The sequence below is a fragment of the Microbacterium sp. genome (assembly GCF_031178445.1).
Lineage (GTDB): Bacteria > Actinomycetota > Actinomycetes > Actinomycetales > Microbacteriaceae > Microbacterium.
Genome location: NZ_JAPSIY010000008.1, coordinates 104,176 through 120,362 on the forward strand (window position 1 = coordinate 104,176; position 16,187 = coordinate 120,362).

The window sequence follows — 16,187 nt, forward strand, 5'->3', positions numbered from 1 at the left end:
CCGCAGTGCACCCGTGGTGCGTCGTCAGCGGTCGTCCAGGGACTTGCCGCGACGGTCTGCGAGGCCCCACGCGGCCACCGCGGCGACGACGAAGAACCCTGCGAACACGGTGAAGGCGAGCGGCGCCCCGCCCGTCTGCAGCAGCATCGGAACCATGAGTGGGGCGATGATCGACGCGATCCGGCCGACGCCCGCAGCCCAGCCCGCACCTGTCGCCCGCAGCGACGTGGGATAGATCTCAGGCGTGACGGCGTACAGGGCGCCCCAGGCTCCGAGATTGAAGAACGACAGAGCCATGCCCGCTGCGACGATCGCGAAGGGCTCGCCGGCGGTGCCGAAGAAGAGTGCCGCCACCACGGAGCCTGCCAGGAACACCGACAAGGTGAGTCGCCGTCCCCAGAGCTCGATCAGCCACGCGGCGACAGCATAACCGGGCAGCTGGGCGAGCGTGATCAGCAGCGTGAAGCCGAAGGAGCGCACCAGGTCGTATCCGGCGTTGAACAGGATCGTCGGGATCCAGATGAACGCTCCGTAGTACGCGAAGTTCACGCAGAACCAGACAAGCCAGACGCTCGCCGTCCGCAACCGCAGCTCGCGCGACCACAGCATCCGCACTCGCGCGGAGGAGGATTCGGCCAGCACGCGATGCCCCGGTTCCGCCCGCGAGGCAGGACGGCGGCGCAGGTCTGCGGAGGTCTCCAGCGTCAGGACGACCCGTTCTGCATCCGCGATCCGTCCGCGGGACGCGAGCCAGCGCGGAGATTCCGGCAGTCCCCAGCGGACGAACAGCGCGTACGCCGCGGGCACGGCGCCGAGGGCGAAGGCCCACCTCCAGCCCGCCTCGGATGCCGGGATGACGAAGTACCCGATCAGCGCGGACGCGGTCCACCCCACCGCCCAGAATGCCTCGAGGATGACGATCAGCCGACCGCGGATCGCGGCGGGTGCGAATTCGCTGACGTAGGTGGAGGCGACGGGAAGCTCGGCGCCGAGGCCGAGCCCGACGAAGAACCGCAGCACCATCAGCATCGCGACCCCGCCGACAAGCGCGCTGGCACCCGTGGCGAGCCCGTAGACGAGCAGCGTGATGGCGAAGACCTGCCGCCGCCCGATCCGGTCGGCGAGGAGACCACCGACGCCGGCGCCCACAGCCATACCCACGAATCCGATGGACGCGATCCAGCCGGTCTCGGCGGGTGTCAGCGCCCACTGCTGCGCAAGCGCGGCGATGATGAACGAGATGAGGCCGACGTCCATCGCGTCCAACGCCCATCCGATTCCCGAGCCGCTGAGCACGCGGAAGTGGGCTCTGGTGAACGGCAGGGCATCGAGGCGGGCGGCGAGCGACGATCGGCTCGGCAGCGCGGGGTCCGGCATCCTCTCATCGTAGAGGCGCGCGACCCCGCGCCGGAGCACGCGTGACCGGCTCAGACCGAGAAGACCGAACGCAGGGTGTCGAGGCCGACGCCGCCCAGGTCAAGGGCACGCTTGTGGAAGTCCTTGAACGAGAACGCATCACCCTGACGCGCACGCACGGTGTCGCGCACCTGCTCCCAGATGCGCTGTCCGACCTTGTACGAAGGCGCCTGACCCGGCCAGCCGAGATAGCGGTTGACCTCGAACTGGCGGAACTCGTCGGGCATGTTCACGTTGCGGCGCATCATCTCGAGTGCGTAGTCGTGGTCCCAGACCCCATCGGCGTCGAGGCGGGGCTTGCCCAGGTGCACTCCGATGTCGAGCACCACGCGCAGCGCCCGCATCCGCTGCCCATCGAGCATGCCGAGCCTGTCCGCCGGGTCGTCGAGGTAGCCGAGTTCCTCCATGAGCCGCTCGGCGTACAGCGCCCAGCCCTCGGCGTGTCCGGAGGTGCCGGCGAGCACCCTTCGCCAGGTGTTCAGCTCGGCCCTGTTGTACGTGGCCTGGCCGATCTGCAGGTGATGCCCTGGAACGCCCTCGTGATAGACCGTGGTCAGCTCGCGCCAGGTGTCGAACTCGGTGACGCCCTCCGGCACCGACCACCACATGCGTCCGGGGCGGGAGAAGTCGTCGGTCGGACCGGTGTAGTAGATGCCGCCCTCCTGGGTGGGGGCGATCATGCACTCCAGCGCGCGGATCTCGTCCGGGATCTCGAAGTGACTGGCACCCAGCTCGGCGATCGCCCTGTCGCTCGTCTCCTGCATCCAGTGCTGCAGGGCCTCCGTGCCATGGAGCTTGCGAGCGGGATCGGCCTCCAGGTGAGCGACAGCCTCTTCGACGGTAGCGCCGGGGAGGATCTCGTTCGCGATCGACTCCTGCTCGGCGATCATGCGGGCGAGCTCCTCGCGACCCCACTCGTAGGTCTCGTCGAGGTCGATCGTCGCCCCCAGGAAGCGGCGGGAGTTCAGGGCGTACAGGTCTCGTCCGACCGCGTCCTGTTCCGCCGCGGCCGGCGCGAGCTCGGAGGTGAGGAACGAGCGCAGTTCGTCGTACGCCACACGAGCGGCGCCCGCGTGATCGGCCAAATCTCGAGCGAGGGATGCCGGGAGCTGTCCGTCCTGCGGCGCGGCGGTCGCCACGAAGGAGGCGAAGAAGCCGTCGTCCGCGCTGTACCTCGCCACCTGGGTGGCGACCTCGATCACCTGCCGGCGTGCGGGGACGACCCCGTGGCGGATGCCCTCACGGAGCGTCTCGATGTACCCCTTCAGCGCCGCCGGCACCGCTGCGAGGCGCTCGGACACCACGACCCAATCGTCGCCGCTGTCGGTCGGCATGAGGTCGAACGCCTGCCGGAAATCCTGCGGGGCGGACGCGATGACGTTGAGGTCGCGCAGGTGCCACTGCGCGTCATGCAGCTCGATCTGCAGGCGCAGCTCGGCCGACAGATCGGCTTTCGTGACCTCGTCGATCGAGTCGACAGGATCGATCGAGTTCAGATCGGCGAGCGTCGAACGGGCCGCCGCCACGGCGCGCTCGTGTCCCTCCGGGCTGACGTCGTCGAGCCGGCCGTTCGCCTCGTTGCGACCGATGTACGTCGCCAGCGTCGGCGACAGCTCGGTGAGGGTGTCGACCCAGCGCTCGGCGACCTGATCGATCGCGGACGGGGTGCGGGGTTCAGCAGTCATGCAGATGAGCCTAGTGCGCTGCCTCGTTCCAATCGCGACCGCGACCGACCTGCACGTCGAGCGGCACCGAGAGGTCTGCGGCGCCTGCCATGCGTTCCTTCACGACACCCTCGACCGTGTCCCACTCCCCCGCTGCCACCTCCACGACGAGCTCGTCGTGGATCTGCAGCAGCACACGTGAGGCGAGACCCCGCGACACGAGGTCGTCGTGGATGCGGAAGAGCGCCACCTTCATGATGTCGGCCGCGCTTCCCTGGATGGGAGCGTTCAGCGCGGCGCGCTCCGCGTTCTCACGCAGGACGCGGTTGGGGCTGGACAGATCGGGGAACGGGCGGCGCCGGCCGAAGATGGTCTCGGTGTAGCCGTCCTCCTTCGCCTTCATCACCGACGCACGCAGGTAGTCGCGCACAGCGCCGAACCGCGCGAAGTACTCCAGCATCAGCTGCTTCGCCTCGGACTGCTCGATACGGAGCTGCTTGGAGAGACCGAACGCACTGAGCCCATAGACCAAGCCGTATGACATCGCCTTCACCTTGGTCCGCATCGCCGAGGTGACGTCCTCCGGCTCGACCCCGAAGACCCGCGCCCCCACGAAGCGGTGCAGGTCCTCACCGGAGTTGAACGCCTCGATGAGCCCCGCGTCGCCGGACAGGTGCGCCATGATGCGCATCTCGATCTGCGAGTAGTCCGCGGTGAGCAGCGTCTCGTATCCCTCACCCACTTCGAACGCACTTCGGATCCGGCGGGACTCCTCGGTGCGGACCGGAATGTTCTGCAGATTCGGATCGGTGCTCGAGAGCCGGCCCGTCTGACTGCCGGTCTGCACGTACGTGGTGTGGACGCGTCCGTCGGCGCGGATGGCGGTGTCGAGAGATTCGATGATCTGGCGCAGCTTCGTCGCCTCGCGGTGCTGAGAGAGCTGCTCGAGGAAGGGGTGCGGCGCCTTCTCCTGAATGTCGGCGAGGGACGCGGCATCCGTCGAGTAGCCGGTCTTCGTCTTACGTGTCTTGGGCAGCTGAAGCTCTTCGAACAGCACCTCCTGCAGCTGCTTGGGAGAGCCCAGGTTCACCTCGCGACCGATCGTCGCGTACGCGTCCTGCGCGATCGCATCGGCGCGGGTGGCGAGCTCGGCCGAGAACTCCGACAGCACGGCGTGCGACACGGCGACGCCCGCGAGTTCCATGTCCGCCAGCGTCATCAGCGAAGGCAGCTCGATATCGGTGAGGACGGCGGACACGCTGTCCGGCATGGCCTCCCGGATCGCGGCGGAGGCGCGCAAGGTGAACCACGCCTCCTGTGCCGGCGTCGCACCCTCGTGCTCGGGCACCAGCTGGGTGGGATCGGCTTCCGGGAGCTTCTCGCCCAGATAGCGCTCCACCAGGTTGCCGAGGGTCTTGTCGGGAAAGCTCGGGCGCATCAGCCAGCCGCCTAGAAGAGTGTCATCGCTGAGCCCGCCGAGGCGGATCCCGGCGGACAGCAGCGCCTTGACCTGCGGCTTGGCGTCGTGAAGCACCTTCGGCGCCTCCGCTTCGAGCCACTCGCGCAGGTCGGCCGCCGCATCCACCGACCAGTCGCATTCGTAGAGCTCGCTCTCGTCGGCGACCCCGATGCGCACGATCTCACCGTCGGCCGTCACGAACGTGACACCGAGCGGCCCGTCCTGCGACGACGCCCAGGAGGCCAGCGATGCAGCATCCGCCTGCACCGGCTCCGGCATCTCGACCGCGGTCTGGTCGTCGGCGCCGTCGTCCTCGGCACCCACGGCCTCGAACACGCGAGGCAGGAGCGTGCGGAACTCCAGCCGGGCGAAGATGTCGCGCACGGCCTGGGCGTCGATCGGCGTCACGGCGATCTCAGCGGGTCCGACGGGCAGCTCCACGTCGCGCAGCAGCCGGTTCAGCCGGCGGTTGCGACGCACATCCTCGATGTGCTCGCGCAGGTTGCCGCCGACGACGCCCTTGATCTCGCCGGCGCGCTCGAGCAGCTCATCGAGCGAGCCGAACTGGGTCAGCCACTTCACGGCCGTCTTCTCCCCCACCTTGGGCACGCCGGGGAGGTTGTCGCTGGTCTCACCGACCAGTGCCGCGATGTCGGGATACTGTTCCGGGCGCACACCGTATCGCTCGGCCACGGCGGCAGGATCGTATCGCTTGAGCTGCGATACGCCCTGCACCGAGGGGTAGAGCAGGGTGATGTCGTCGTTCACCAGCTGGATGGTGTCGCGATCACCGGAGACGACGAGCACGTCGTACCCCTGCTCCGCCCCCTGTGTGGCCAGCGTGGCGAGGATGTCGTCGGCCTCGACGCCCTCCTTGGTGAGCACGGGCACCGACATCGCGGCCAGGCAGTCCTGCAGAAGCGGGATCTGGCCACGGAACTCCTGTGGCGTCTCGGAACGGGTGGCCTTGTACTCCGAGTACACCTCGGTGCGGAAGGAGTGCCGCGACGTGTCGAAGGCGACCGCCAGGTGCGTCGGCTTCTCGGCCTTGATCAGATTGACGAACATCGACAGGAATCCGTAGATGGCGTTCGTGTGCTGGTTGTCCCTGGTGGTGAAGTTGTCGACCGGGAGGGCGAAGAACGCCCGGTACGCGAGGGAATGGCCGTCGACGACCATGAGGGTAGGCTTTGCGGAGTCCGTCACTCTGCAAGCCTAACGAGCACGACGGACACTCGCTGAGGAGGATGAGTGAACGAGCCGACCCTGACCCCCGGACTGGAGTGGGCCGCACAGCGCGGCATGGGCGCCCTGGCCGAGAAGATGGGCATCCGTTGGGTCGAGTTCGCTGTCGATCGATGCGTGGCGACCATGCCGGTGGAGGGCAACACTCAGCCGGCCGGACTGCTCCACGGCGGTGCGTACGTCGTCCTCGGCGAATCGCTCGGTTCCATGGCCGCGAACCTGCATGCAGGACCCGGGCGTCTTGCCGTCGGCATCGACATCAACGCGACGCACACGCGCTCCGCCACCAGCGGGATCGTCACCGGCGTGTGCACGCCCATCCACCTCGGACGCAGCCTCACGGTGCACGAGATCGCGGTCTCCGATGAGCAGGGCCGTCGCTGCTCGACGGTGCGCATCACCAACATGATCAAGGACCTGCCGGCCGGAGGCTGACAGGTCCTCGAGGAGGAACGGACCGGCGCGCGCCGGCCCCGCTCAGGACTTCTTCGGTGCGAGCTGCTCGATGATCGCCTTGGCGACGTCCTGCATGGTCAGACGGCGGTCCATCGACGCCTTCTGGATCCAGCGGAACGCCTCCGGCTCCGACAGGCCCATCTTCTCGTTCAGCAGGCCCTTGGCCCGGTCCACGAGCTTGCGGGTCTCGAAGCGCTCGACCATGTCGGCGACCTCGGCCTCGAGCGTGATGATCTGCTCGTGACGGGCCAACGCGATCTCGATGGCCGGGAGCAGATCGTTGGGGGTGAACGGCTTGACCACGTAAGCCAGTGCGCCGGCCTCGCTGGCGCGTTCGACGAGCTCCTTCTGGCTGAACGCGGTGAGCAGCACCACCGGGGCGATGTTGTTCTTGTGCAGCTTCTCGGCGGCGCTGATGCCATCGAGTTGCGGCATCTTCACGTCCATGATGACGAGGTCCGGACGCAGCTCGGTGGCGAGCTGGACAGCCGTCTCGCCGTCTCCAGCCTCTCCCACGACGTCGAAGCCGTTGTCGCGGAGGATCTCGACGATGTCGAGGCGGATCAGCGACTCGTCCTCGGCGACGACGACGCGTCGGGGTGCGGATGCCGTGGGCTGCTCAGGCTGTTCTTCGGTCACCCGTCCATCCTACGGGAGACTCGCCCCTGCCCGGAGGAAGCGTCGCCTCATGGGACGGAGGATGCGCGTGGCTGCGCTACAGTCGAAGACGCGACACACGAGCCGGCGTGGCGGAATGGCAGACGCGGAGCACTCAAAATGCTTTGTCCGAGAGGACGTGTGGGTTCGAGTCCCACCGCCGGCACTCGAATCGAACTGGCCCGAACGACCTGAGGTCCCAGATCCCGGCCTCGCCACGGGGGCTCAGCCCGCCAGCGCCGCCAGCTCTGCCATCACCCGCGGGTGCGTCAGCACGCGGAAGTGGCCGCCGGTGTCGAGCTCCACGTTCTTCGCCCCCGGGAGCCGGCTGCCCTCCGGGATGTGCGGGTCGAACCGTGCGTACACCGACACGATCCGGGCGTTGGCGGCGCGTTGCTGCGACAGGCTCACGATCGAGGGGTGGCCTGGCGACAACGTGCGCAGCGTGCGAGGGAGCATCAGCCGCGCGTACCTGGACCCGCCGAACGGGGTGGCTACGGCCAGCATCCCCCGCACGCGCTCCGCGTCCGGTCCGAGCATCGCCAGCTTGCCGGCCAGCCCGCCCTTGCTGTGCGCCAGAAGCACGACGTCACGCAGATCGCGCTCGGCCAGGAACGCGCCCACGCCTTCCGCCATCTCTTCGATCGGACGGAGGTTGCGGGCAAGACCGTCGACGACGTGTATCGGGTGATCCAGCTCATGTGCGCGTTGGATGACCGGCTGCATGAACTTCCAGGTCTCGTAGATGCCGGGAAGGACGATGATGGGCGTCCCCCGCCCGTGAGCAAAGCTCTCGGGCTCCTGCCGACTGCCGAAGGCACGCGCCTGCCACACCGCGGCGTAGGCGTAGTCCTCCACCCACCACAGGGCGCGCCGCAGAAGCTCGCTCATCGCCCGTTCCCCCGCGACGGCTCATGCCGATGAGCGTCACTCGTCGGCATTGACGCGCATGCATGCACGATCGCCGCGGCCACCGCGCGAGGCGCGGAGTGCTGCGCGTTGTGCGCCCGGCCGGGGATCTCGGCCAGCATGGCCTCACGGGCGGCGGCACGCAGCCGACGGCACCACCCCCGCGTGGCGATCGGGTCTCGGGACCCGCGCACGATGAGCAAGGGCGCCTGAAGGCGCGAGACCCGGTCTTCGATGCGATAGCGGAGCATGTGCCGCAACTGGGCGAGGTACCAGACCGGCCCGCAGCGCAGGTAGTCGGAGAACACGAGCGCATTCGCTCCAGGGGGCTCGCGCAGCGTGTCCAGTGCCAGCAGCGCGGCCTGCCACAGCAGGGTCCGGCGGCGCTCATCCGCGACCGGTCCGATCACGACGACACCGCGGGTCAGGTCACGACGGCGAGCAGCGAGCTCGACCGCCCACTGCGTGCCCATCGACTGTCCCACGACCACGACCGGTCCCGTTCGCAGCTTGTCGAGCAGGCCGGCGAGGGCATCGGCCATCTGCGTCACGTCGAGGTCGTGGGCAGGCTTGGGCAATCCACCGAAGCCCGGCAGGTCAACCGAGACGACAGTGCCGTGCGCGGAAAGCGCAGAGTGCAGTCGCGCCAGATAGCGATGCGACATCCCGATCCCGTGCACGAGCACGAAGGTCACCGCACCCGGGCCGGGCGATGTGAGACTGCGGAGGGTGAGACCGGCGACACGGTGCCTCGTCACTGTCCGCCGGGGCTGCCTCATCCCTGCACGGTACCCCTCATCGAAGACGACAGCACGCAGGGCGGGATCAGGATCCGGCCCTGCGTGCTGTCGATCGATCAGGCGCGGGACTTGTACACCGGCGCTGCTCCGCCGACGGCGTCGCCGACCTTGTGCACGCGGATGTCGTTGGTGGAGCCGATGATCCCGGGAGGCGAACCGGAGATCACCACGACCTTGTCGCCCTCCTTCGCCAGTCCTTCGCCGAGCAGGTTCTCGTCCACCTGGTGGTACATCGCATCGGTGTGTTCGACCATGTCGACCAGCTTCGACTGCAGTCCCCAGGTCAGCGCCATGCGGCGGCGGATGCCGGGCTCGGGCGTGAACGCCAGCATCGGGATGCGGGAGCGAAGCCGCGACAGGCGGCGCGCGGAGTCACCTGACTGGGTGAACACGCAGAGGAACTTCGCCTCGACGAACTCGGCGACCTCGAGGGCCGCGAGCGTGATGGCGCCGCCCTGCGTGCGGGGCTTGTTGGTCAGCGGCTGGATGCGCTCCAGACCGTGCTCCTCGGTGGACTCGATGATGCGAGCCATCGTCTCCACGACCACGACCGGGTAGTCGCCGACGCTCGTCTCACCGGACAGCATCACGGCGTCCGCGCCGTCGAGAACGGCGTTCGCGACATCCGACGTCTCGGCACGAGTCGGCACCGGGCTCGAGATCATCGATTCGAGCATCTGGGTGGCCACGATCACAGGCTTGGCGTTGCGGCGCGCGAGCTCCACCGCGCGCTTCTGCACGATCGGCACTGCCTCGAGCGGGAGTTCGACGCCCAGATCGCCTCGGGCCACCATGATGCCGTCGAACGCGTCGACGATCTCCTCGAGAGCATCCACCGCCTGCGGCTTCTCGACTTTGGCGATGACGGGGACGCGCACGCCCTCCTCGGCCATGATCTCGTGCACGCGCTCGACATCGCTCGCGTTGCGCACGAACGACAGGGCGATGATGTCCGCGCCGGTACGCAGGCCCCAGCGCAGATCGTCCTCGTCCTTCTCGCTGAGAGCCGGCACGTTCACGGCCACACCCGGGAGGTTGATCCCCTTGTTGTTCGACACCGCACCGGCGACGACGACGCGCGTGGTGACCACGGTGCCGTCGGTCGAGACCACCTCGACGCGCACCTTGCCGTCGTCGATCAGCAGGAAGTCGCCCGGCTTCACGTCCTGGGGCAGACCCTTGAAGGTGGTGCCGCAGATCTCGCGGTTGCCGACGATCTCCTCGGTGGTGATCTTGAAGATGTCGCCCACGGCGAGTTCGTAAGGGCCGTTCTCGAAGCGTCCGAGACGGATCTTCGGACCCTGCAGATCCACGAGAACGGCGACCGCTCGCCCCGCGTCCTCTGCGGCACGGCGCACGTTCGCGTAGTTCGCCTCGTGAACCGAGTAGTCGCCATGGCTCAGGTTCAGCCGTGCCACGTCGACACCTGCCTCGATCAGTGCACGGACCGTTTCATAGGTCGAGGTTGCAGGACCGAGCGTGGCCACGATTTTCGCGCGTCTCAACGGCATCTCCAGGGTGAGAGGTGTGGATAGGGGACTTGGCGACGCTGCCGCGCTCAGCCTACGCGGGCTGCACGCTCAGCGCGACATCCGTGGGCGCCACCGGCATGGGCAGCACGGTGGACCCCATCAGGTGCCGATCGATCGAGGCGGCCGCCGCGCGACCCTCGGCGATCGCCCAGACGATCAGGGACTGACCGCGGCCGGCATCGCCTGCCACGAACACGCCCTGCTCGGACGTGGCGTAGTCGGCGTCGCGCACGAACGCGCCCCGGTCTGAGGTCGCAGGCCTGGTGTCGCCGTCGAAGGTGGCAGTCTCCGGTCCTGTGAAGCCCATCGCGATCAGCACGAGGTCGGCCGGGATCTCACGCTCGGTGCCGCTCTTGGGCACACGCCGGCCGTCGACGAACTCGGTCTCGGCCACGCGCACCGCCCGCACTGCACCCGCGGAATCGGCGAGGAACTCGACGGTGGACGCCAGGTAGTGGCGTTCGCCGCCCTCCTCGTGCGCGGACTGCACCTCGAAGAGCGTCGGCATCGTCGGCCATGGCTGGTGCTCACCGCGCTCGGCTCCGGGCTGGCGACCGATCGCCAGGTTGGTCACGCTCAGCGCACCCTGACGGTGCGCCGTGCCGATGCAGTCGGCCCCGGTGTCGCCGCCGCCGATGACGACCACGTGCTTGCCCTCGGCCGTGATCTGGTTCGGGACGTCGTCGCCGGCGACCGCCTTGTTCGATTCGACGAGGTACTCCATCGCGAAGTGCACACCCGGCAGATCGCGACCAGGAATCGGCAGGTCGCGCGGCACCGTCGATCCGGTGGCCAGCAGCACCGCGTCGTAGCGCGCGCGCAGCTCGTCCCAGCCGATGTCGACGCCGATCTGCACACCGGCGCGGAAGCGGGTCCCTTCCGCCTGCATCTGGCGAAGGCGCGCCTCGAGGTGCCGCTTCTCCATCTTGAAGTCCGGGATGCCGTAGCGCAGCAGTCCGCCGATGCGGTCGTCGCGCTCGTAGACGACCACGGTGTGCCCTGCCCTGGTGAGCTGCTGCGCCGCCGCGAGCCCGGCCGGACCGGAGCCGACGACGGCCACCGTCTTACCGCTCAGCCGCTGCGGCGGCTGAGGCTCGACCCAACCGCGGGAGAAGGCCTCGTCGATGATCGAGACCTCGACCTGCTTGATGGTCACGGCGGGCTGGTTGATGCCGAGGACGCACGCGCTCTCGCAGGGGGCGGGGCAGAGCCGGCCGGTGAACTCGGGGAAGTTGTTCGTCGCGTGCAGGCGATCGATCGCAGCGCGGCCCTCGCCGCGCCACGTCAGATCGTTCCACTCCGGGATCAGATTGCCCAGCGGGCATCCCGAGTGGCAGAACGGCACACCGCAGTCCATGCAGCGGCCTGCCTGGCGCTTCAGCACCGCGCGGTCGCCGGGCTCGTAGACCTCTTTCCAGTCCATGATGCGCACCGGCACGGGGCGACGGGCGGGGAGCTCGCGCTCGGTCGTCTTCAGAAAGCCCTTGGGGTCAGCCACCGGTCACCTCCAGGATCCGGTTCCAGACGGCTTCACCGTCGGGGTCGATACCCGCGGCCTCCGCCTCCTGGCGCATGGTGCGCACGGCGGCGAAGTCGCGCGGCAGCACCTTCGTGAATTCGTTCTGAGCTGTGTCGAAGTCCTCGAGGATGGCGGATGCCAACGGCGAAGCGGTGCGCTCCACGTGCTCGACGAGCAGGCTGCGAAGCACTTCGACGTCGGCACGGTCGAGCGGCCCGAGCACGAGCTCGCCGCTCGACAGCGCCTCTGCGTTGACTCTGGCCGAGCTGAGGTCGCGGACGTAGGCGACGCCGCCCGACATCCCGGCACCCAGATTGCGGCCGGTCTCGCCGAGGATCACCGCTGTGCCACCGGTCATGTACTCCAGCGCGTGATCGCCCACCCCTTCGACGACGGCGGTCGCACCGGAGTTGCGCACGAGGAACCGCTCACCGACGACGCCCGAGATGAACATCGTCCCGCTGGTCGCACCGTAGCCGATGACGTTGCCGGCGATCACGTTGCGATGCGGTTCGAACCCGGCGTCGCGCGCGGGACGGATCGTGATGTCGCCTCCGGAGAGACCCTTGCCGACGTAGTCGTTCGCGTCGCCCTCCAGGCGAAGTGCGATACCGGACGGCAGGAACGCGCCGAGCGACTGCCCTGCCGTGCCGTGCAGAGTGACATCGATCGTCTCCCTCGCCAGTCCCTGCGCCCCGTAGCGCTTCGTGACGTGATAGCCGAGCATCGTGCCGACAGCACGCTCGGTGTTGCGGATCGGAAGCTCGATGACGACGGGCGCTCCGCTCTCCAGCGCTTCCGCGGACATCTCGATGAGCGTGGTGTCGAAGTGCCTGCCCAGCTCGTGGTCCTGCTCTCGCGCGCTGCGACGCGGCTCGCCGGCGGGGAACAGCGGGCCTTCGAGGATCGGTGCGAGGTCGAGGCCGTCGGCCTTCCAATGCCGGATGGCGGCATCAGTGCGCAGCAGCTCGGCGCGCCCGATGATCTCGTCGAGCGAGCGATAGCCGAGCTCTGCGAGGATCTCACGCACCTCCTCGGCGATGAACTCCATGAAGTTCACGACGAACTCCGGCTTGCCGGTGAAGCGCTCGCGCAGCAGAGGGTTCTGCGTCGCCACGCCCACCGGGCAGGTGTCGAGATGGCAGACGCGCATCATGATGCAGCCGCTGACAACCAGCGGTGCGGTGGCGAAGCCGAACTCCTCGGCGCCGAGCAGGGCGCCGATGATCACGTCGCGACCGGTCTTGAGCTGCCCGTCGACCTGTACGACCACCCGGTCGCGCATGCCGTTGAGCATGAGCGTCTGCTGCGTCTCCGCGAGACCCAGCTCCCACGGCGTACCGGCGTGCTTCAGCGAGTTCAGCGGGCTCGCCCCGGTGCCGCCGTCGTGGCCCGAAACCAGCACCACATCGCTGAGCGCCTTGGCGACGCCCGCGGCGACCGCCCCGATGCCCGATTGGCTGACCAGCTTGGTGTGGATCCGCGCATTGGGGTTGGCTCGCTTGAGGTCGAAGATCAGCTGCTTGAGATCCTCGATCGAGTAGATGTCGTGGTGCGGCGGTGGCGAGATCAGGCCGACGCCTGGGGTCGCGTGACGTGTGCGGGCGACCCAGGGGTACACCTTCTGCGGCGGAAGCTGCCCGCCCTCGCCGGGCTTGGCACCCTGGGCGAGCTTGATCTGCAGATCGTCGGCCTCGGTGAGGTACTGGCTGGTCACGCCGAAACGACCGGACGCCACCTGCTTGATGGCGCTGCGGCGTTCGGGGTCCACCAGGCGCTCCGGGTCCTCTCCCCCTTCGCCGGTGTTCGACTTCGCGCCGAGGCGGTTCATGGCGATCGCCAGCGTCTCGTGCGCCTCCTGCGAGATCGAGCCGTAGCTCATCGCGCCGCTGGAGAAGCGCTTGACGATGGCGCTCACCGGTTCGACCTCGTCCAGCGGCACGGGGGGTCGCTCCCCCGTGCGCAGCTCGAACAGTCCGCGCAGCGTCTTCAGCTCGCGCGCCTGGTCGTCGACCGACCTGGTGTACTCGCGGAAGATGTCGTACCGGCGGGTGCGAGTGGAGTGCTGCAGCCGGAAGACGGTCTCCGGGTTGAACAGGTGAGGCGAGCCATCACGTCGCCACTGGTACTCACCGCCGGTCCACAGCCGCTCGTGGGCCCGCGCGGCGGAGTCCTCCGGGTAGGCGAAGTCATGGCGCGCCTGGTTCTCGGCGAAGACGTCCTGGATGCCGATGCCGCCGAGCTTGGTCTCGGTGCCGGTGAAGTAGGCGTCGACGAATTCCTGGCTGAGGCCCACTGCTTCGAACACCTGGGCGCCCGCGTACGACGACACGGTCGAGATGCCCATCTTCGACATGATCTTCAGCACGCCCTTGCCGAGGGCGTAGATCAGGTTGCGCACCGCCTTCTCGGGGCTGACACCGGTGATGTACCCGGTGCGCACAAGGTGCTCGACGGTCTCCATCGCCAGGTAGGGGTTAACGGCGGATGCACCGTAGCCGATCAGCGTCGCGACGTGGTGCACTTCGCGCACGTCTCCGGCCTCGACGATCAGACCGACCTTCATCCGGTTCTCGTTGCGGATGAGGTGGTGGTGGACTGCTGCGACCATGAGCAGCGATGGAATGGGGACGAGGTCCTTGTTCGAGTCGCGGTCGGAGAGAATGATCAGTTCCGCTCCGCGCTCGATCGCGGCATCCACCTCGGCGCACATCTCTTCGAGGCGCTCCTGCATGGTGTGCGGGCCCGCATCGAAGTGGTACAGCCCGCGAATGGTCGCGCTGGAGCGTCCGGGCAGGGCACGGTCGATGTGCCGGATCTTGGCGAGCTCGTCGTTGTCGATCACCGGGAAGTCCAGTGTCACGGTTCGGGCGTGGTCCGGCCCCCAGTCCAGCAGGTTGCGCTCCGGGCCGAGGCCGAGCCGCAGGCTGGTGACGACCTCCTCGCGGATCGCGTCGAGCGGCGGGTTCGTCACCTGCGCGAACTGCTGCACGAAGTAGTCGAACAGCAGTCTCGGTCGCTCGCTGAGCACGGCGATCGGGGTGTCGCTGCCCATGGCGCCGAGCGGCTCGGCGCCGTTCTGCCCCATCGGGGTGAGCAGAATGCGCACCTCTTCCTCGGTGTACCCGAAGGTGCGCTGACGGCGCGTGATCGACGCGGCCGGATGCACGATGTGCTCGCGCTCGGGCAGGTCGGCCAGGCGCACCGAACCGGCATCCAGCCACTCCCGCCACGGGTGCATGGTGGCGAGCTCGCGCTTGATCTCGTCGTCCTCCACGATGCGCCCCTGAGCGGTGTCGACGAGGAACATCCGACCGGGCTGCAGGCGCCCGCGGCGCTTGATGCGTTCCGGCTCGAACTCCAGAACTCCGGTCTCACTGCCGATGACGACCAGACCGTCCGTGGTCTCGGTCCAGCGGCCGGGTCGCAGCCCGTTGCGATCGAGGGTCGCCCCCACCTGCGTGCCGTCGGTGAAGATCAGGGCAGCGGGTCCGTCCCACGGCTCCATCTGGTTCGAGTGGTACTCGTAGAAGGCGCGCAGGTCGGGGTCGATGTCGGCCTGCTTCTCCCAGGCCTCCGGCACCATCATCATCACCGCGTGCGGCAGGCTGCGCCCCGTGAGCGTCAGCAGTTCGAGCACCTCGTCGAACGACGCGGAATCGCTCGCTCCCGGGGTGCAGATGGGCAGCAGCGGACGGATGTCGCCGAGCAGCTCGGACGCGAGCTGCGATTGACGCGCGCGCATCCAGTTGCGGTTGCCGCCGACGGTGTTGATCTCGCCGTTGTGCGCGAGCATCCGCAACGGCTGCGCGAGCGGCCACGACGGGAACGTGTTCGTCGAGTACCGGGAGTGCACCACCGCGAGCTCGGAGGCGAATCGTTCGTCCTGCAGGTCGGGGTAGAACGGCTCCAACTGCAGGGTGGTCACCATGCCCTTGTAGCCGAGCGTGCGAGCCGAGAGCGAGACGAAGTACGCGCCGAGCTCGTGGCCCGCCCGCTTGCGCAGGCGGTACGCGATGCGGTCGAGGACCAGCGGCGACGAGGCGTCGCGCGCCCCGCTGCCCGGACGCGTGATGAAGAGCTGCTCGAAGGCCGGGCGCGCCTCGTCGGCGAGCTTGCCCAGGTTCTCGTTGGCGGTGGGGACGACCCGCCAGCCGAGGACGACGAGGCCCTCTTCGGCGGCGATGCGCTCGATGCCGGCCTTCTGCTCGCGGCGAGCGCTCGACTCCCGGGGGAGGAACGCGAGGCCTGCGGCGTACTCGCCGAGGGGCGGGAGGTCGAAGTCCGTCACCGCCCGGAGGAATGCGTCCGGCATCTGCGTGAGGATGCCTGCGCCGTCGCCGGTGCCGGCGTCAGAGCCGATCGCACCGCGGTGTTCCAGGTTGCGCAGCGCTTCGAGCGCCAGCGCGATGATGTCGTGGCCGGGTTCCCCGCGGAGCGTTGCGACCATGGCCAGGCCGCAGGCGTCCTTCTCGTGGGCGGGGTTGTACATCCCCTGCTTCGGGGGGTAGGCGCCGGAGGCGCCGTAGG

At 68.5% G+C, this 16,187-nt stretch carries 10 protein-coding genes and 1 tRNA gene; 2 read left to right on the forward strand and 9 right to left on the reverse strand.

Annotated elements, in window-relative coordinates:
- Positions 1-24: 24 nt before the first annotated feature.
- From RIN43_RS12395 to polA, 3 genes are read right to left on the reverse strand one after another with little or no spacing between them, the layout of a single operon-like run.
- Positions 25-1,377 (reverse strand): MFS transporter, encoded by a 1,353-nt coding sequence (locus tag RIN43_RS12395; protein ID WP_309129230.1) that lies wholly within the window; start codon positions 1,375-1,377, stop codon positions 25-27.
- Between the two features lie 50 nt (positions 1,378-1,427).
- Positions 1,428-3,101, reverse strand: coding sequence for a DUF885 domain-containing protein (locus tag RIN43_RS12400; protein WP_309129231.1), 1,674 nt, complete (start codon positions 3,099-3,101; stop codon positions 1,428-1,430).
- A 10-nt stretch (positions 3,102-3,111) separates the two neighbouring features.
- Positions 3,112-5,745, reverse strand: coding sequence for a DNA polymerase I (gene polA / locus RIN43_RS12405; RefSeq protein ID WP_309129232.1), 2,634 nt, complete (start codon positions 5,743-5,745; stop codon positions 3,112-3,114).
- A 96-nt stretch (positions 5,746-5,841) separates the two neighbouring features.
- Here polA and RIN43_RS12410 point away from each other — a divergent pair, with 96 nt between their 5' ends.
- A complete protein-coding gene (locus tag RIN43_RS12410) occupies positions 5,842-6,219 on the forward strand; it encodes a hotdog fold thioesterase (RefSeq protein WP_309129290.1) in 378 nt (125 codons plus the stop codon).
- A 42-nt stretch (positions 6,220-6,261) separates the two neighbouring features.
- Here RIN43_RS12410 and RIN43_RS12415 read toward each other — a convergent pair whose 3' ends face one another.
- Positions 6,262-6,879, reverse strand: coding sequence for a response regulator (locus tag RIN43_RS12415; protein WP_309129233.1), 618 nt, complete (start codon positions 6,877-6,879; stop codon positions 6,262-6,264).
- A 101-nt stretch (positions 6,880-6,980) separates the two neighbouring features.
- Here RIN43_RS12415 and RIN43_RS12420 point away from each other — a divergent pair.
- Positions 6,981-7,063 (forward strand) — tRNA-Leu (locus RIN43_RS12420).
- A 59-nt stretch (positions 7,064-7,122) separates the two neighbouring features.
- Here the strand turns inward: RIN43_RS12420 and RIN43_RS12425 are convergent.
- The 5 genes from RIN43_RS12425 to gltB form a co-directional block, all read right to left on the reverse strand.
- Positions 7,123-7,788 carry an alpha/beta hydrolase gene (locus RIN43_RS12425; protein WP_309129234.1) on the reverse strand — a complete coding sequence of 222 codons (666 nt, stop codon included), beginning with the start codon at positions 7,786-7,788 and terminating at the stop codon, positions 7,123-7,125.
- A complete protein-coding gene (locus RIN43_RS12430) occupies positions 7,785-8,585 on the reverse strand; it encodes an alpha/beta hydrolase (RefSeq protein WP_309129235.1) in 801 nt (266 codons plus the stop codon). The genes RIN43_RS12425 and RIN43_RS12430 overlap by 4 nt, the downstream gene beginning before the upstream one ends.
- 77 nt (positions 8,586-8,662) lie before the next feature.
- Complete coding sequence (gene pyk, locus RIN43_RS12435; RefSeq protein ID WP_309129236.1) at positions 8,663-10,111, reverse strand: pyruvate kinase; 1,449 nt, start codon at positions 10,109-10,111, stop codon at positions 8,663-8,665.
- Positions 10,112-10,169: 58 nt separating this feature from the next.
- Complete coding sequence (locus RIN43_RS12440; protein ID WP_309129237.1) at positions 10,170-11,636, reverse strand: glutamate synthase subunit beta; 1,467 nt, start codon at positions 11,634-11,636, stop codon at positions 10,170-10,172.
- A complete protein-coding gene (gene gltB, locus RIN43_RS12445) occupies positions 11,629-16,149 on the reverse strand; it encodes a glutamate synthase large subunit (protein ID WP_309129291.1) in 4,521 nt (1,506 codons plus the stop codon). The genes RIN43_RS12440 and gltB overlap by 8 nt, the downstream gene beginning before the upstream one ends.
- Positions 16,150-16,187 lie beyond the last annotated feature (38 nt).